This is a genomic window from Streptococcus sp. UBA4344 (assembly GCF_002393675.1).
Classification (GTDB): domain Bacteria; phylum Bacillota; class Bacilli; order Lactobacillales; family Streptococcaceae; genus Streptococcus; species Streptococcus vicugnae.
The window spans coordinates 34,981-53,177 of the sequence record NZ_DGTE01000047.1; the positions used below are offsets into that span (position 1 = coordinate 34,981).

General features: G+C 38.8%; 20 protein-coding genes. 6 read left to right on the forward strand and 14 right to left on the reverse strand.

Features of this window, described 5'->3' with window-relative positions:
- Positions 1-197: 197 nt before the first annotated feature.
- The 5 genes from B4D49_RS09240 to serS all read left to right on the forward strand — a co-directional run bounded on the left by B4D49_RS09240 (position 198) and on the right by serS (position 5,062).
- A complete protein-coding gene (locus B4D49_RS09240) occupies positions 198-1,190 on the forward strand; it encodes a PTS sugar transporter subunit IIB (protein WP_286784179.1) in 993 nt (330 codons plus the stop codon).
- Positions 1,191-1,355: 165 nt separating this feature from the next.
- On the forward strand, positions 1,356-2,159 hold the full coding sequence (locus B4D49_RS09245) for a PTS mannose/fructose/sorbose transporter subunit IIC (protein WP_132868858.1): 804 nt from the start codon (positions 1,356-1,358) through the stop codon (positions 2,157-2,159).
- A 14-nt stretch (positions 2,160-2,173) separates the two neighbouring features.
- The gene (locus tag B4D49_RS09250; RefSeq protein ID WP_286784180.1) at positions 2,174-3,085 is read left to right on the forward strand and encodes a PTS system mannose/fructose/sorbose family transporter subunit IID; all 912 of its coding nucleotides are present in this window, start codon (positions 2,174-2,176) and stop codon (positions 3,083-3,085) included.
- Between the two features lie 77 nt (positions 3,086-3,162).
- Positions 3,163-3,534, forward strand: a complete 372-nt coding sequence (locus B4D49_RS09255; protein ID WP_132868857.1) for a DUF956 family protein — start codon at positions 3,163-3,165, stop codon at positions 3,532-3,534.
- Positions 3,535-3,784: 250 nt separating this feature from the next.
- Positions 3,785-5,062, forward strand: coding sequence for a serine--tRNA ligase (gene serS / locus B4D49_RS09260; protein ID WP_286784181.1), 1,278 nt, complete (start codon positions 3,785-3,787; stop codon positions 5,060-5,062).
- Positions 5,063-5,186: 124 nt separating this feature from the next.
- On the opposite strand, the gene B4D49_RS09265 is transcribed toward serS, so the two are convergent.
- From B4D49_RS09265 to B4D49_RS09330, 14 genes are all read right to left on the reverse strand, one after another.
- Positions 5,187-5,960, reverse strand: a complete 774-nt coding sequence (locus B4D49_RS09265) for an acetyl-CoA carboxylase carboxyl transferase subunit alpha (RefSeq protein WP_132868855.1) — start codon at positions 5,958-5,960, stop codon at positions 5,187-5,189.
- Positions 5,957-6,823 carry an acetyl-CoA carboxylase, carboxyltransferase subunit beta gene (gene accD, locus B4D49_RS09270; RefSeq protein ID WP_286784182.1) on the reverse strand — a complete coding sequence of 289 codons (867 nt, stop codon included), beginning with the start codon at positions 6,821-6,823 and terminating at the stop codon, positions 5,957-5,959. The genes B4D49_RS09265 and accD overlap by 4 nt, the downstream gene beginning before the upstream one ends.
- 8 nt (positions 6,824-6,831) lie before the next feature.
- Positions 6,832-8,202 (reverse strand): acetyl-CoA carboxylase biotin carboxylase subunit, encoded by a 1,371-nt coding sequence (locus B4D49_RS09275; RefSeq protein ID WP_132868853.1) that lies wholly within the window; start codon positions 8,200-8,202, stop codon positions 6,832-6,834.
- An 87-nt stretch (positions 8,203-8,289) separates the two neighbouring features.
- A complete protein-coding gene (fabZ, locus tag B4D49_RS09280) occupies positions 8,290-8,712 on the reverse strand; it encodes a 3-hydroxyacyl-ACP dehydratase FabZ (RefSeq protein WP_074629165.1) in 423 nt (140 codons plus the stop codon).
- Positions 8,709-9,191: an acetyl-CoA carboxylase biotin carboxyl carrier protein gene (accB, locus tag B4D49_RS09285; RefSeq protein ID WP_286784183.1), complete on the reverse strand. Its 483-nt coding sequence runs from the start codon at positions 9,189-9,191 to the stop codon at positions 8,709-8,711. Before accB ends, fabZ begins: the two co-directional genes overlap by 4 nt.
- Positions 9,192-9,193: 2 nt before the next feature.
- On the reverse strand, positions 9,194-10,426 hold the full coding sequence (gene fabF, locus B4D49_RS09290) for a beta-ketoacyl-ACP synthase II (protein WP_286784184.1): 1,233 nt from the start codon (positions 10,424-10,426) through the stop codon (positions 9,194-9,196).
- Between the two features lie 66 nt (positions 10,427-10,492).
- Positions 10,493-11,224 carry a 3-oxoacyl-[acyl-carrier-protein] reductase gene (fabG, locus tag B4D49_RS09295; protein ID WP_286784185.1) on the reverse strand — a complete coding sequence of 244 codons (732 nt, stop codon included), beginning with the start codon at positions 11,222-11,224 and terminating at the stop codon, positions 10,493-10,495.
- A 9-nt stretch (positions 11,225-11,233) separates the two neighbouring features.
- The gene (gene fabD / locus B4D49_RS09300; RefSeq protein ID WP_132868849.1) at positions 11,234-12,154 is read right to left on the reverse strand and encodes an ACP S-malonyltransferase; all 921 of its coding nucleotides are present in this window, start codon (positions 12,152-12,154) and stop codon (positions 11,234-11,236) included.
- 42 nt (positions 12,155-12,196) lie between these two features.
- Entirely contained in the window at positions 12,197-13,165 is a 969-nt protein-coding gene (gene fabK, locus B4D49_RS09305) for an enoyl-[acyl-carrier-protein] reductase FabK (RefSeq protein WP_286784186.1), read from the reverse strand.
- A gap of 165 nt (positions 13,166-13,330) precedes the next feature.
- Positions 13,331-13,555 carry an acyl carrier protein gene (locus tag B4D49_RS09310; protein ID WP_006531079.1) on the reverse strand — a complete coding sequence of 75 codons (225 nt, stop codon included), beginning with the start codon at positions 13,553-13,555 and terminating at the stop codon, positions 13,331-13,333.
- A 61-nt stretch (positions 13,556-13,616) separates the two neighbouring features.
- On the reverse strand, positions 13,617-14,591 hold the full coding sequence (locus tag B4D49_RS09315) for a beta-ketoacyl-ACP synthase III (RefSeq protein WP_286784187.1): 975 nt from the start codon (positions 14,589-14,591) through the stop codon (positions 13,617-13,619).
- Between the two features lie 2 nt (positions 14,592-14,593).
- Positions 14,594-15,028, reverse strand: a complete 435-nt coding sequence (locus B4D49_RS09320) for a MarR family winged helix-turn-helix transcriptional regulator (RefSeq protein WP_039695988.1) — start codon at positions 15,026-15,028, stop codon at positions 14,594-14,596.
- 115 nt (positions 15,029-15,143) lie between these two features.
- Complete coding sequence (locus tag B4D49_RS09325) at positions 15,144-15,932, reverse strand: enoyl-CoA hydratase (RefSeq protein WP_199544752.1); 789 nt, start codon at positions 15,930-15,932, stop codon at positions 15,144-15,146.
- A gap of 186 nt (positions 15,933-16,118) precedes the next feature.
- Positions 16,119-16,769, reverse strand: a complete 651-nt coding sequence (locus B4D49_RS09330; protein ID WP_286784188.1) for an HAD family hydrolase — start codon at positions 16,767-16,769, stop codon at positions 16,119-16,121.
- A 96-nt stretch (positions 16,770-16,865) separates the two neighbouring features.
- On the opposite strand from B4D49_RS09330, the gene B4D49_RS09335 reads away from it, so the two are divergent.
- Positions 16,866-18,197 (forward strand): aspartate kinase (locus B4D49_RS09335; RefSeq protein WP_286784189.1); only part of this gene is annotated, 1,332 nt, incomplete at its 3' end.

The window sequence follows — 18,197 nt, forward strand, 5'->3', positions numbered from 1 at the left end:
ATTTTGCGAGTTTCTGAAAATTTTTCATGATTTCTGTTATTTTTTCTCAAAAAGCTATTGCATTTTTTGTGAAAACGTTTTACAATAATATCGTTCTTAAAATTTCCTTGGAACGGAAAAGAATTGCCGGGCTTGCCTGGAAGGAGATTATTCTTTTTTGTTTCAACGAAAAATAATCATAAGGAGGAAGAACAAGAATGGGTATCGGTATTATTATTGCCAGCCATGGTAAATTTGCTGAAGGTATTCATCAATCAGGTTCTATGATCTTTGGTGACCAAGAAAAAGTTCAAGTTGTAACTTTCATGCCAAGTGAAGGACCAGATGATTTATATGCACACTTCAACGATGCTATCGCACAATTTGATGCTGATGATGAAATCCTTGTACTAGCTGACCTTTGGAGTGGTTCTCCATTTAACCAAGCTAGTCGCGTTATGGGTGAAAATCCAGACCGCAAGATGGCTATCATTACAGGTCTTAATTTGCCAATGCTTATCCAAGCCTACACTGAGCGTATGATGGACGCAAATGCAGGTGTTGAACAAGTTGCCGCAAATATCATTAAAGAGTCTAAAGACGGTGTTAAAGCACTTCCTGAAGAACTCAACCCTGCTGAAACAGCAGCTACTGCACCTGCTGCACAAGCTGCCCCTCAAGGTGCTATTCCTGAAGGAACTGTCATTGGTGATGGTAAACTTAAAATCAACCTCGCTCGTATCGACACACGTCTTCTTCACGGACAAGTTGCAACAAACTGGACACCAGCTTCTAAAGCTGACCGTATCATCGTTGCATCTGACACTGTATCTAAAGATGAATTGCGTAAAGGCTTGATCAAACAAGCAGCACCAAACGGTGTTAAAGCAAACGTTGTTCCAATCAAAAAATTGATTGAAGCTTCTAAAGACCCTCGTTTTGGTAACACACACGCACTTATCTTGTTTGAAACACCTCAAGAAGCTCTTGAAGCTATCGAAGGCGGTGTGCCAATTAAAGAACTTAACGTTGGTTCAATGGCTCACTCAACAGGTAAAACAATGGTTAACAACGTATTGTCTATGGACAAAGATGACGTTGCTACATTTGAAAAATTACGTGACCTTGGCGTAACATTCGATGTTCGTAAAGTCCCTAATGATTCTAAAAAAGACTTGTTTGATCTAATCAAAAAAGCAAACGTTCAATAATTTTTGAATAATGCTTCAGGCAGGAACAAAAAGTTAGCGTTTCTATGAAGTGCTTTCACCTGTCAGAAAGATTCAAACTTTCTGTTTTATCCAAAACATGTAAGCCGTGGTTTCTGGCTTACAATTGCACATTGAAAACTTTTATAAACGAAAGGAACTAGAATAATGTCAGTTATTTCTATGATTTTAGTCGTTGTAGTTGCCTTCTTCGCTGGTCTTGAAGGTATCCTTGACGAATTCCAATTCCACCAACCACTAGTTGCCTGCACACTTATCGGTCTTGTTACTGGTAACCTTGAAGCAGGTATCATCCTTGGCGGTTCTCTACAAATGATCGCTCTTGGTTGGGCTAACATTGGTGCCGCTGTTGCACCAGATGCTGCCCTTGCTTCTGTAGCTGCTGCTATCATCATGGTTAAAGGTGGAGACTTCACTTCTAAAGGTATCGCAGTTGCAACAGCAACAGCTATCCCTCTTGCAGTTGCAGGTCTTTTCCTTACTATGCTTGTTCGTACAGCTTCTGTTGCCCTTGTTCACGGTGCTGACGCTGCTGCCAAAGATGGTAACATCGCTGCTGTAGAACGTACTCACTTAGTTGCCCTATTCCTTCAAGGTCTTCGTATTGCTGTTCCTGCTGCGCTTCTTCTTGCAGTACCAACTTCAGCAGTACAATCTATCCTTAACGCTATGCCAGACTGGTTGTCAGGTGGTATGGCTGTCGGTGGTGGTATGGTTGTTGCCGTAGGTTATGCTATGGTTATCAACATGATGGCTACAAGCGAAGTATGGCCTTTCTTCGCAATCGGTTTTGCCGTTGCTGCTATCTCTGACCTTACTCTTATCGCCCTTGGTACAATTGGTGTTGCTCTTGCCTTCATCTACCTTAACCTTTCAGCGAAAGGTGGAAACGGTGGCGGAACTGTTTCAGGTTCTGGTGACCCAATCGGCGACATCTTGGAAGACTACTAGAAAGGGGTACAAACATGGCTGAAAAACTTCAATTATCAAAATCTGATCGTCAAAAAGTTTGGTGGCGTTCTACTTTCCTTCAAGGATCTTGGAACTACGAACGTATGCAAAACTTAGGTTGGGCATACGCTTTGATCCCTGCTATCAAAAAACTTTATACATCTAAAGAAGACCGAGCTGCTGCTCTTGAACGTCACTTGGAATTCTTCAATACTCACCCATACGTTGCTGCTCCAATCATCGGTGTAACTCTTGCCCTTGAAGAAGAACGTGCAAATGGTGCTGAAATTGATGACACAGCTATCCAAGGGGTTAAAATCGGTATGATGGGACCTCTTGCTGGTGTTGGTGACCCAGTCTTCTGGTTTACAGTTCGTCCTATCCTTGGTGCCCTTGGTGCTTCACTTGCTATGGCAGGTAACATCGTTGGTCCACTTCTATTCTTCTTTGGATGGAACATCATCCGTATGGCATTCTTGTGGTACACTCAAGAACTTGGTTACAAAGCTGGTTCTGAAATCACTAAAGACCTTTCAGGTGGTATCATCCAAAAAATCACTAAAGGTGCTTCAATCCTAGGTATGTTCATCCTTGCTGTATTGGTTGAACGTTGGGTATCAATTAACTTCACTGTTGATCTTCCTTCAACTAAACTTTCAGAAGGTGCTTACATCGAATTCCCTAAAGGAAACGTTACTGGTGAACAATTGAAAGGTATCCTTGGTGATGTTGCTAGCGGACTTAGCCTATCAGCTGAAAAAACTAACACACTTCAAGGCCAATTGAACTCATTGATTCCTGGTTTGATGGGACTTGCCCTTACATTCCTTTGCATGTGGTTACTTAAGAAAAAAGTTTCTCCAATTACAATCATTATCGGATTGTTCATCGTTGGTATTATCGCACGTTTCTTCGGAATCATGTAATAAAAGAAAGGAAGGATTTCGGTCCTTCTTTTTTTATTATGTTATAATAGACAAAAAGCTTAATCAGAGGAGATGACATGGCACAATCACTTAACTCTACCGTGGAATTAACGACTACTGGTGTTTCTTACCTTGGTATGGGGGGGAAAGTTGGTAAATTCCTTCTCGGTAATAAAGGACTTGAATTCTATAGCGATGCTAACGTTGAAGATTATATTCAAATTCCTTGGGAAAACATTGAAAAAATCGGAGCTAACGTTTCTCGCAATAAAGTAAGCCGTCACTTTGAAGTCTTTACAGATAAAGGAAAATTTCTCTTTGCCTCAAAAGACTCAGGAAAAATCTTAAAAGTGGCTCGCCAACATATCGGTAACGATAAGGTTGTTCGCATGCTTACCCTAGTTCAAACCCTTATGGCAAAACTGTCACGATTTGTCAAAAAGAAATAATTTTTGTATAATAAATAGTACGGATAAGTAAGAGTTGAGCTCTTTCAGAAAGTCTGCGGTCGCTGTGAGCAGATAGAGTGATAATTCCGAAATTCTACCGTTATATCATTTAAAATAAGAAATTAAGTGCACAGGATGTGAAGCTGGATGGAACCGCGCAATTGCGCTCCAGCAGTTAACATGCTGTGCTTTTTGTTCATTCTGGGCTATATAAGGCCCTCTGAACACCAAAAACCATTGGAGGAAACTTATGTTAGACATCAAACGTATTCGTAACGATTTCGACGAAGTGGCTAAAAAATTAGCTACACGTGGCGTTGCTGCTGAAAAACTTGCTGAACTTAAAGAACTTGACGACAAACGTCGTGAATTGCTTGTAAAATCTGAATCAGCTAAAGCTGAACGTAACACTGCATCTGCTGCTATCGCTCAAGCTAAACGCAACAAAGAAGATGCTTCTGAACAAATCGCTGCTATGCAAAAATTGTCAGCAGACATCAAAGCTACTGATGCTGAATTAGCTGAAATCGATGAAAAATTATCTGAATTCACAGCAACACTTCCAAATATCCCTGCAGCTGACGTTCCTGTCGGTGCTGACGAAGACGAAAACGTTGAAGTTCGTCGTTGGGGAACACCTCGTGAATTCGACTTTGATATCAAAGCTCACTGGGATCTTGGTGAAGCTCTTGATATTCTTGACTGGGAACGTGGTGCGAAAGTCACTGGATCTCGCTTCCTTTTCTACAAAGGACTTGGTGCTCGCCTAGAACGTGCTATCTACAACTTCATGTTGGATGAACACGCTAAAGAAGGTTACACAGAAGTTATTCCTCCTTACATGGTAAACCACGATTCAATGTTCGGTACTGGTCAATATCCAAAATTCAAAGAAGATACATTTGAATTGGCTGATTCTGACTACGTTCTTATCCCAACTGCTGAAGTACCACTTACAAACTACTACCGTGGTGAAATCCTAGACGGCAAAGAACTTCCAGTTTACTTCACAGCAATGAGCCCATCATTCCGTTCAGAAGCTGGTTCAGCTGGTCGTGACACACGTGGTTTGATTCGTCTTCACCAATTCCACAAAGTTGAAATGGTTAAATTCTCAAAACCAGAAACTTCATATGATGAATTGGAAAAAATGGTTGCTAACGCTGAAAATATTCTTCAAAGACTTGGTTTACCATACCGCGTTATCACACTATGTACTGGAGACATGGGATTCTCAGCTGCTAAAACTTACGACTTAGAAGTTTGGATTCCAGCACAAAACACTTACCGTGAAATCTCAAGCTGCTCAAATACAGAAGATTTCCAAGCACGCCGTGCCCAAATCCGTTACCGTGACGAAGCTGATGGTAAAGTTAAACTTCTTCACACTCTTAACGGTTCAGGTCTTGCTGTTGGACGTACAGTTGCTGCAATCCTTGAAAACTACCAAAACGAAGATGGTTCTGTAACAATTCCAGAAGTACTTCGTCCATACATGGGTGGAGCTGAAGTTATTTCACCTAAATAATAAAACAATCCTGCTAGTCCATTGATTAGCAGGTGTTTTTTTATCAGAAAAAAATCCCCTTGAACCATCCTCAAAATCAAGGAAATAATTTTCTTTGACTTGAGGTTAGTACAATGTGGGATTTTTAAAATTTTCTAAAACGTTGATAACGATTTTTGATTAATTGCTCTAAAGGAAGTTGACTAAGTTCCTCTAATTCAGAAATAAGATTTGTCTTAATCATCTCAACGATTTCACTTGAGAAATAACCATGTTCTGGAATCACTTTGTCGACAACTCCCATATTGTAAAGCTCACCAGCAGTTATTTTCATCAGTTCAGCAGCTTCAGTAGCACGTGAACCATCTTTCCATAAAATTGATGCAAAGCCTTCTGGACTCAAAATCGCATACATGCTGTGTTCAAGCATCCAAACTTTATCAGCCACAGCAAGGGCAAGAGCACCACCTGAACCACCTTCACCAATGATAATAGCAATAATTGGCACCTTAAGGTCACTCATCTCAAGCAAGTTACGCGCGATTGCTTCACCTTGTCCACGTTCTTCGGCACCAACACCCGGATAAGCACCAGCAGTGTTAATGAAGGTAACGACAGGACGACCGAATTTTTCAGCTTGTTTCATCAAGCGAAGCGCTTTACGGTAACCTTCTGGATTAGGTTGACCAAAATTGCGTTTAAGATTTTCCTGTAAATTTTTCCCTTTTTGAATACCAATAACTGTCACAGGACGACCAGCAAGTCGAGCAATTCCCCCAACGATTGCTCCGTCATCTGCAAAATGACGATCTCCATGAAGTTCCATAAAATCATCAAAAATCAAATTAGCGTATTCCAAGGTTGTCAAACGTCCTTGATCACGCGCTTCTTTCAAAATTCTTGATACATCACTACTCATTTGGCACCTCCATGAAATGCGACTAGTTTGGCAATAACATTAGGCATTTCAGTACGTTTTACAATGGCATCAACAAAGCCATGTTCCAAAAGGAATTCAGCTCTTTGGAAATCCTCTGGCAAGTTTTCTCGCACTGTTGTCTCAATAACACGTCGACCAGCAAAACCAACCAAAGCTTGAGGCTCTGCTAAAATAATGTCACCTTCCATAGCAAAACTTGCTGTCACCCCTCCTGTTGTAGGGTCAGTCAAGATTGTCAAATAGAACAGACCTGCTTCAGAATGACGTTTTACAGCAGCTGAAACTTTCGCCATTTGCATCAAGCTCATAATACCTTCTTGCATTCGAGCGCCACCTGATGCCGTAAAAATAACAACTGGTAATTTTTCATCAATTGCCATCTCGAACAAACGAGTGATTTTTTCACCAACAACAGTTCCCATTGAAGCCATGATAAAGTTTGAATCCATGATAGCAAGTGCAATCTTTTCTCCCTTAATCAAAGTTTTACCAGTAACGACAGCCTCTTCAAGGCCAGTCTTTTCACGCATTTTAGCCAATTTTTCTTGATAGCCAGGGAACTTAAGTGGGTCACTTGTTTCAAGCCCAGTAAAGAGTTCTTCAAAGCTTCCTTCATCTACTGTAATCGCCAAACGTTCTTTAGCAGAAATACGGAAGTTATAAGAACAAGCTGGACAAATCTTTGCAACCCCTAAGTCTTTTTGATAAATCATGTGCTTACAAGCTGGGCACTTGGCAAACAATTCATCAGGAACCTCAGGAACTTCACGAGGTTCCGATTGTTTAATAGAATTATTGGGAGTAATTCGGATGTACTTATCTTTTTTACTAAATAAAGCCATGAAATCTCCTAATCATTTTCCTTGTTGTAGTTTGGCAAGAATGTCTCCATCAAGAATGAAGTATCATAGTCTCCTGCAATAACATGCTCATCACAAATCAAATCCATTTGGAATTCAACGTTAGTTGTCACTCCTTCAATTTCTAATTCGTAAAGAGCACGTTGCATTTTCATCAATGCATCAAAACGATTTTCACCATGTACAATAATTTTCGCAATCATACTATCATAATATGGTGGAATCGTATAGCCATTATAAACAGCAGAGTCTACACGCAATCCAACACCACCACTTGGCAAATACAAATCTGTAATTTTACCAGGACTTGGTGCAAAGTTAAATTTCGGATTTTCAGCATTGATACGACATTCAATAGCATGACCAGTAATTTTAATGTCATCTTGTGTGACTGATAATTCTTGTCCAGCAGCAATACGAATTTGCTCCTTAACAATATCAACACCAGTGACAAATTCAGTTACAGGGTGTTCAACTTGAACACGTGTATTCATTTCCATGAAATAGAATTGTGAAGTCTTTTCATCAAGCAAGAATTCAATTGTTCCAGCATTTTCATAACCAACAGCTTTAGCGGCACGAACAGCAGCTTCACCGATTTTACCACGAAGTGTTTTACCAATCGCAATGGATGGACTTTCTTCAAGGACTTTTTGGTTATTACGTTGAAGAGAACAATCACGTTCTCCTAGGTGAACCACATTACCATGACTATCACCTAAAATTTGAACCTCAATATGACGTGCTGGGTAAACCACTTTTTCAATATACATGGCACCATTACCAAACGCTGCCAAAGCTTCTTGAGAAGCTGATTCAAAGGCTGGCACAAGGTCTTGTGCTGATTCAACTTTACGAATACCTTTACCGCCGCCACCAGCTGAAGCTTTAAGCATCACTGGGTAGCCAAGTCTCTCAGCAACTTCTAAAGCTTGCTCAGCTGTAAAGACTTCGCCATCTGATCCTGGAATAACTGGGACATTAGCTGCAATCATTTCAGCACGAGCATTAATTTTATCACCCATTTTGTCCATGATTTCAGCACTTGGTCCTATAAACTTGATATGCATTTCTTCACACATGGTTGCGAATTTTGAGTTTTCACTCAAAAATCCAAAACCAGGGTGAATCGCTTCAGCACCTGTTACAATAGCAGCTGACAAGACGGCATTCATATTAAGATAAGAGTCTGTCGAACGAGCTGGACCGATACAAATTGCTTCATCAGCCAAAATCGTATGCAAAGAATTTTTATCAGCTTCAGAATAGACAGCTACCGTATTGATTCCCAATTCACGTGCCGCACGAATGATACGTACCGCAATTTCTCCACGATTGGCAATTAATATCTTTTTAAACATACGTCTGCTTTTTCCTCCTATTTGGAATGTTTTAGCATTCCAGTCAAAATTCTTTTTTTGTCACAGTTTACGTTAAACTACTATTTCTTAACTACCAATAGCAAACGTCAATGTGCCAGAAGCTGCTAATTTACCATCAACTTCTGCTTTTGCTTCCACCACAGCAATTGTGCCACGGCGTTTAACAAATTTCGCTGTCATAATCAATTGGTCACCAGGAACGACTTGTTTTTTAAAACGTACTTTGTCCATTCCAGCGTAAAAAACCAATTTACCTTTATTTTCTTCTTTTGAAAGTTCTAAGACACCTGCTGTTTGAGCAAGAGCTTCCATGATAAGAACACCTGGCATAACAGGGTATTCTGGAAAATGTCCATTGAAAAATGGTTCATTAATTGTCACATTTTTAATAGCAACAATTTCATCATCACTCACTTCAAGCACTCGGTCAACCAAAAGCATTGGGTAACGGTGTGGTAAAGCTTCACGAATTTGTTTAATATCAATCATTTAATACGTACCAATCCTTGTCCGAATTCAACAACATCTTCGTTGTCTACCATAACGTCTGTCACGATACCATCTTTTGGAGCTGGAATTTCATTCATGACTTTCATAGCTTCAATGATTAACAATGTTTGACCTTTTTTAACTGAATCGCCAACTGATACAAAGGCTGGTTTATCAGGTGCTGGAGCAAGATAAGCCACACCAACAAGAGGGCTTGTCACTTCTTCACCTTCTGCAAAAATATCAGTATCAGCTGCAGTTGCTTCTTCTGAATCTGTAGATGCTGCTGTAGCTGCTGGGGCAGATACCGTTTCAACAGCTGGAGCAACTGGAGCTGCGCTAGCAGCAACAGGCGCTACAGGAGCTGTGTATTCATTTTTACTAAATGATAATTCAGATTCAGCAGTTTTAAATGAAAATTCACGTAGGCTTGACTGGTCAAATTGAGCCATCAAGTCTTTTACTTCAGAAATATTCACGTTTACGCCTCCCAACGTTTAAATGCTAATACAGAATTGTGTCCACCAAATCCGAATGTATTTGAAATAGCGTAAGTCAATTCTGCTTCTTGACCCTGTCCATAGACAACATTTGCTTCAATGTCTTCTGACAATTCACGTGTACCAGCTGTCATTGGAATATAGTTGTGTCGGATAGCTTCAATTGTAGCAACAGCTTCAACAGCACCTGCTGCACCAAGAAGGTGACCAGTAAATGATTTAGTTGAAGAAACTGGAACATCTTTACCAAGAACAGTTACGATTGCTTTACTTTCACCTTTTTCATTGGCTTGAGTTGATGTACCGTGTGCGTTAACGTAATCAACGTCTTCTGGAGCAATTCCTGCTTCATCAATAGCCAATTGGATAGCTTTAGCAGCACCTGAACCATCTGGTGTTGGAGTTGTTTGGTGATAAGCATCACAGTTGCTACCATAACCAACAACTTCAGCAAGGATTGTTGCACCACGTTTTTGAGCGTGTTCAAGACTTTCAAGAACAAGGACACCAGCACCTTCACCCATAACAAAACCATTACGATCTTTGTCAAATGGAATAGCTGAGCGAGCAGGATCTTCAGTTGTTGAAAGAGCAGTCAAAGCATTGAAACCACCAATACCGATTTCATTAATTGTAGATTCTGCACCACCTGCCAAAATAACATCGTGGTAACCGAATTTAATTTCACGGAAAGCTTCACCAATAGCATCGTTAGATGAGGCACAAGCAGTCGTGATTGATTTACATACACCACGCGCACCAATACGCAAAGCAATGTTTCCGGCAGCCATATTTGAAAGGGCTTTAGGAATGAACATTGGTTGAATACGTTTGATACCTTTTTCGTGCATACGAATGATTTGCTCTTGCATTTCTTGCAAACCACCGATACCAGATGATACGATGACACCAGTACGGTCACGATCAACTGTATCCATATCAAGTTTTGCATTTTCAAGAGCTTCTAAAGTCGCATAAATCGCATAAAGTGAGTATTGATCCATACGATTTTTATCTTTACGAACAAAATATTTATCAAATGGGAAATCATGGATTTCACCAGCATTACGTACAGGAATTTCAGAATTATCAAATTTAGTGATTGGTCCGATACCAATTTTACCGTCATGAAGATTGTTCCAGAATTCTTCTGGAGTATTTCCGATAGGTGATGTTAAACCGTAACCTGTTACTACAACTCTATTTAATGTCATTTTTGTCTCCTCTTAAGAGAAATTATACTTCTAATTTTAAACTATTACAGCAAAGCAAACAATAGTTTACATTGCCATACCACCATCAATTGCAATGACTTGTCCAGTCAAGTATTCTTGCTCAGCAAGGAAGCTAGCTACAGAAGCTACTTCCTCTGCTTTACCAATACGTTTCATTGGAATACCTGCTAAAATCGCTTCTTGCATTTTTTCAGGAATCGCATCAGTCATATCTGATTCAATAAATCCTGGTGCAATAGCATTCACGCGAACGCCACGCGCAGCAACTTCACGAGCAACTGATTTTGTAAATCCAATCAAACCAGCTTTTGAAGCAGCATAGTTTGCTTGACCAACATTACCTGTCAATCCAACAACACTAGACAAGTTAATGATAGCACCCTGACGAGCACGTGTCATCGGCTTCAAGACTGATTGCGTCATGTTAAAAGCACCAGTCAAATTCACTTTAAGCACTGATTCAAAGTCAGCTTCAGTCATTTTCAACATTAATTTATCATTTGTGATACCCGCATTGTTGACCAAAATATCAACTGAACCTAGCTCAGCAATAGCTTCATCAACCATGCGTTTCGCATCTTCAAATTGTGAAACATCACCAGAAATAGCAACAACTTTCACATGATACTCTTTAAAACTATCAATCACTTCTGCTGAAATCTGTGAACGACCATTAAGAACAACGTTAGCTCCAAGGCTAGCAAAACGATGAGCAATAGCTAAACCAATTCCTCGGGTTGACCCTGTTACAAAAACGTTCTTATTTTTGATATCCATGACTATCTCCTATTTTTCTAGCAAAGCATTCAAGCTTGCTTCATCTTCAACTGTTGATGTTGAAATACTTTTATCGATTTTGCGAAGGAATCCGCTTAAAACTTTACCTGGACCAACTTCAATAACTTCTGTCATTCCGAGTTTACGCATTGTTTCAATAGAATCGTAAAAACGAACAGGTTCTTTCACTTGTCTAGCAAGCAAAGCTTTGATATCACTGTATTCCATCACTTTAGCTTCAGTATTTCCAACCAATGGAATGTCAAAATCAGAAAAAGTAACTTTATCAAGTACTTCTGAAAGACGTTTGCTAGCTGGCGCTAACAAAGCAGTGTGAAATGGTCCTGAAACTTTCAATGGAATCAAACGTTTCACTCCAACTTCCTTAAGTAACTCAACAGCATAATTAACAGCTTCTGTTTCACCACCAATCACAATTTGTGCTGGGGTATTATAGTTTGCTGGTGTTACCACACCTTTAATAGAAGCTTTTTGACAAATATCTTCAATAAGAGATGCTTCCGTATTCATGACAGCAACCATTTTTCCAGTTCCAGCTGGAGCTGCAGTCTCCATAAATTCACCACGTTTTGCCACTAAAGCAACAGCATCCTCAAAGTTCAAAGCTCCTGAAGCCACCAAAGCTGAGTATTCACCTAGTGAAAGCCCAGCAACCATATCTGCTTTAAAGCCTTTCTCTTGCAATAAGCGATAAATTGCAACGGATGTCGTCAAAATAGCTGGCTGTGTGTAGCGTGTTTGATTTAATTTATCTTCTTCCTTATCAATTAAATCACGAAGATTATAGCCAAGAATAGAACTAGCTTGATCAAAAGTCTCCCTAACAATCGGATATTTTTCATATAAATCACTTGCCATTCCAAGTTTTTGAGCCCCTTGACCAGCAAATAAAAAGGCAGTTTTCGTCATTAAATCCTCCCAAACGGAATTTGATTTTTCTAAATAGAAATATTAATCTTTCTCAATATCAGCCCAACGTTTAGCTTCTTCTAAGATAACTTCTTGAGTACCATAATAGAGATCTTTTAAGATTTCTTCGCAAGTTTCTTCTTTACGAATCAAACCTGCAATTTGGCCTGCCATGACTGAACCAGTCACAACATCACCATCAACAACAGCATTACGCAAAGCGCCTGCTCCCAATACTTCGATATCTTCTTTAGTCTTACGACCAGCCAAGAAATCTTTTTCTGCGTGTGCATATGATGTTGTCAATTTATTTTTAACAGCACGAACTGGATGTCCAACAACGGATGCAGAAATAACTGTGTCAATATCTTTTGCTTTTAAGATTTTATCTTTGAAATTTTGGTGTGCATTAGATTCTTTTGAAACAGCAAAGCGAGTTCCGACTTGAATAGCTTCTGCACCAAGCATAAAGATTGCTGCTGCACCACGACCATCACCAACACCACCAGCACCAATAACTGGAATGTTGACAGCATCAACAACTTGACGGACAAGTGTCATTGTTGTCAATTTACCAATGTGACCACCAGCTTCCATACCTTCTGCAATAACAGCATCTGCTCCTAGTTTTTCCATACGTTTTGCAAGAGCAACACTAGGGACAACTGGAATAACTGTAATACCAGCTTCGTGGAAACGTTCCATATATTTACCTGGGTTACCTGCACCAGTTGTAACAACTTTGACCCCTTCTTCAATAACAAGATCAACAATATCATCAACAAATGGTGACAAAAGCATAATATTAACACCAAAAGGCTTATCAGTAATTTCTTTAACCTTATCAATATTTGCTTTTACAACTTCTTTAGGTGCATTACCACCACCAATAATACCTAAACCACCAGCGTTTGAAACGGCACCAGCCAAGTCACCATCGGCAACCCAAGCCATACCACCTTGAAAAATTGGATATTTGATATTTAATAATTCTGTAATACGTGTTTTCATGTTAAACCTTCTTAGTCTTTACCAAACAATAATTTGATAGTCAAACTATCATAATAAGAAGAGAGGGAGTAAGATAAGTTTTTCGCTCTTTAGCAACTTATCCCACAGCCCTTTCAACTAAATATATAGTGGAGTTAGTTTTTAATTCCAACTCCATCCATGTAATTATTTTGTTTTTTCTTCAACGTAAGCAACCAAGTCACCTACAGTGTTAAGACCTTCTTCAGTTTCGATTTGAATATCAAATGCATCTTCGATTTCTGAGATTACTTGGAAAACATCAAGTGAATCAGCATCAAGTTCATCGAAAGTAGTTTCCAATTTAACTTCTTCTGCTTCTTTACCAAGTTCTTCAACGATAATTTCTTGTACTTTTTCAAATACTGCCATGATTAATTTCTCCTTAATAAATATATATAAATTTATCTCATGCTAATGCACAAGTTTGTAACTAAATTTTAACAATTAGGCTTCCCCATGTCAAACCTCCACCGAAAGCAGAGAAAAGAACTGTTTGAGAGCCATCTAATTTTACAAGTCCTTTATCAACATATTCTGCCAATAAGATCGGAATACTTGCAGCACTTGTGTTACCATACTCCATCATGTTTGCTGGCAACTTGCTGACATCAACACCAACTTTTTTAGCGATTTTATCCAAAATACGGATATTAGCTTGGTGTAAGAACAGATAATCTAAATCATCTGCTGAAACGTCAGAATCTTCAATAAGCGCTTTGATATTCTTAGCCACATCTCTGATTGCAAAATCAAAAATAGCTCGGCCATCCATTTTCAAGAATTTATCATCCTCTTTTTTTTCAGAAAATGGTGAAGATAAGCCAACTTTTCCTGAAGTTAAGCTAAGGCCACGGCTACCATCAGTGTTCAAAGATTCCGCTAGGAAATGTTTTGTATCTGATGCTTCAAGTAAGACACCACCAGCGCCATCACCGAATAAAACAGAAGTGCTTCGATCTGACCAATCTAGCGTTTTTGACAATGTTTCAGCACCAATAACGATTCCTCGTTTATACATACCTGATTGAATAAATTTATCAGCAGTCGCAAGTGCAAATACAAATCCACTACATGCTGCTGTCATATCCATCGCAAAGGCATTAACGGCACCAACATTGGCTTGAACACGAGCCGCTGTTGATGGCATAAGACTATCAGGGGTAATTGTTGCAACAATGATGAAATCAATATCCTCAGCTGACAAACCAGCTTTTGAAATTAGTTGCTTGGCAACTTGCGTCCCTAAATCACTAGTTGTTTCAGTTCGAGTGATGTGTCGTCTTCTAATTCCAGTACGTGATGAAATCCATTCATCGCTAGTGTCCATGATTTCAGACAAATCATCGTTTGTAATCACTTGTTCAGGGGCATAGGCTGCTGCCTGAGCAATTCTTGCAAATACCATTATTACATTAACTCCTCAAGAAACTTATGAAGATTTTTAAGCCCTCTCAAAAGAGCTTCTAGTTCTTCTTCATTCATATCCTCAGCAATATGAGAAACCATATTCTTATGGAATTTATGATGAAGCCTATCTAATAATCTTCCTTTTTTTGTCAAAGTTAAATGAACCACACGACGGTCTAATTTTGAGCGTCGTCTTTCAATATAACCTTTTGCCTCAAGCTTATTTAAACTAGTGGTTATTGTACCGAGGGTCAACATCAACTCACGTGCAATATCACTTGGAGTCACATTAGAATTCTTACCAATAATCTCAATGGTATGCATTTCCTTTAATGAAACATCGTTGAATTGACTTGTTCGCAAACTAGTCTCTTCAATAACCTGAACACGATTAAAAATATCAACCAGATATTCATTAATTCTATTATAATCCAAGATTTCACCTCCTAAATAAACTTTGACAATCAAAGTATATCAAACATCAAAATATTTTGCAAGGTATTTCGGCTCAAACTGAAAAAATAATTTGAAAATCAAACAATTATTTACACTATTTTCCAGAAAATTTCGGGCGGCGTTTTTCAGCAAAAGCACGAACACCTTCTTTGAAATCTTCCTTAAACGCTAATTCTTCTTGAAGCTGCAATTCAAGTTTCGCATAATCTTCCCAACCTTCAAATTGGGCTTTCCAAGACATTTCTTTAATTGCTCGATAAGAATTGATAGAGCCACGGAGTAAACGTTTCGTTAACTGATTCGTAGTTCGTTCAAGCTTCTCAGACTCACAAAGGCGGTAAACAATTCCATAATCAAGAGCTTTTTCAGCATTTAAGCCCTCACCAGTCATTGCTAACTGAACAGCACGTGTTGTTCCAATAGCTCGACTCATCAAGAAAAGACCACCAGCATCAGGAGCAAGACCAACACCAACAAACGCTTGAATAAATTTAGCTTTTTCACTTGCCACTACAAAATCTGCTGCAACAGCCATGTTAGCAGCCGCACCTGCAACCGCACCATCAACACTCATAATGACTGGTTTAGGCAATTTCTTCATTGCAAAAGAAATTTTATTAACCAAACTAGCAATTTCAACAAGAGATTCTACATTGTCAGATTCAACCGCACGTTGCATTTCTGCTAAGTCACCACCAATTGAAAAAACTTTACCAACTGCTTTAATGACCAAAATCTTCACAGAGTTATCTGCTTTTACAAGTTCCATAACTTCAAGAATCTCTTGACAAGTTGGAATATTGAAACCATTCGAAATATCTGGGCGATTCAAGGTTAAAGTTGCAACTTCTCCCTTTTCATAAATCACATTATCGAAAGACATCTACCTACCTCCATCAGATGTGATAAAAATAGTTTGATAATTAAACTATTTAGCAAAAGCTATTTTAGCATAATAATCATTGATAAATCAAGAAAAAATCGCATTTTTGATAATTTAGTTTGAGTTTTTAATATTTTTTATATCAAACTATTATTCAAAAAAAGTAGGCTTGAACCTACTTTTTTACTATTTTTTTGACAAATCTTCAATAACTTGAGTCAAGTTTTTCACTAATCGAGTGGCTTTACTCTGGTTCATATCAAACAAGGTATCTTCAATAGCCCAAACGGGTAAATTAGCAGAAACACCAGCTTGAATACCTTTTTCACTATCTTCAATAACAAGAGTTTCTTCATCATTAAAGCCAAGTTGACGTCTTGCTTCTTGATAAATGGCAGGATGTGGTTTTCCTTTTTCGAATTCCTCACCTGATAAAATCACTGAAAAATACTCTCTTAACCCTGTTTCATCAAGTGCCTTCAAAATATCATGCTTAGTTGAGCTAGAAGCAAGCCCCAAATGGTACCCTTTATCAAAAAGACCTTTAATCACTTCAAAAGTATCTTCAAAAATTAAATCTTTATAAGGAAGTGGATGAATTTTTTTGTAAATAGAGTACTCTTTTTGAAGCTGATCAGTATCCCACTTATCAAAATCATCTCGTAAAATATCAGGCCAAATTTGCTTCATATTGCCACCAATAAAAAAACTAGGCGGAAGATGCTTTATACTAATCCCCTTTTCAGCCAAAAACTTTTCACGGCGACGATAATAAAAGGTTTCAGTATCAAATAAAACACCATCCATATCAAAAATAATTGCTTTAAATTTTTCCATTCCTCTATTATACTATCTTTTTATTTGAAAAACTACTGACAAGTTTTCAGAATTTTGCTATAATTGTATACAAATTTTAGAATTTTGGAGAAGGTCATGAAAGTAATCAAATTTGGTGGTAGTTCACTGGCTTCGGCTGAACAACTGAAAAAAGTTTTGAATATTGTGAAATCTGATAACGAACGACGTTTTGTTGTTGTATCAGCACCCGGAAAACGTAACTCAGAAGATACTAAAGTTACCGATGCTCTTATTAAGTATTACAAGAACTACACCTCAGGTGATGACGTCACTGCTGCACAAGAATGGATTATTAACCGTTACCAAGCTATTGCTGATGAACTTGAACTTAGTTCATCAGTCATGAGCAAAATTGCAGGCGCGATTACAAATCTTGCGACACTTCCTATCGAATGCAATGAATTCTTGTATGATACATTCCTAGCAGCTGGTGAGGATAATAACGCTAAACTCGTAGCAGAATTTTTCCGTAAAAATGGACTCAATGCTCGTTACGTTCACCCTAAAGAAGCTGGTATTATTGTTTCAAGCGAACCTGGAAATGCACGAATTCTTCCATCAAGTTATGATAAACTTGAAGAATTGCGCGATTCTGAAGAAATTCTTGTTATCCCTGGATTCTTTGGTGTAACTGTTGACAATCAAATCTGTACATTCTCTCGCGGAGGTTCTGATATTTCGGGATCAATCGTTGCAGCTGGTGTGAAAGCAGATTTATACGAAAACTTTACTGATGTTGACGGTATCTTTGCAGCTCACCCAGGTGTTGTTCACAAACCACACACAATCCAAGAATTAACATACCGTGAAATGCGTGAACTTGCTTACGCTGGATTTTCTGTTCTACACGATGAAGCACTTATTCCTGCTTACCGTGGTAAAATTCCTCTCGTTATCAAAAACACAAATAACCCAGAACACCCAGGTACACGTATCACCCTAAAACACAGTGGACCTACAGTCCCAGTCATTGGTATTGCAGCAGACGATGAATTTGCAAGTATTAACATGTCTAAATACCTTATGAACCGTGAAGTCGGATTCGGTCGTAAAGTTCTTCAAATTCTCGAAGATTTAAATATCCGTTGGGAACACATGCCTACAGGTATCGACGACATGTCAGTTATTGTTCGTGAACGAGAACTAACCCCTATTAAAGAACAAGAAATCATTTCATATCTTACAAGAGAGCTTGGTGTTGATGAAGTAGACATCGAACACAACCTTTCAATCATTATGATTGTCGGTGAAGACATGAAGAATCATATTGGGGTAACAGCGACAGCAACTAAAGCCCTATCAGATAAACACATCAACTTGGAAATGATTTCGCAAGGTTCAAGTGAAGTCTCAGTCATGTTCGTTACACAAACAGAACATGAAAAAGAAGCCGTGCGAGCACTCTAC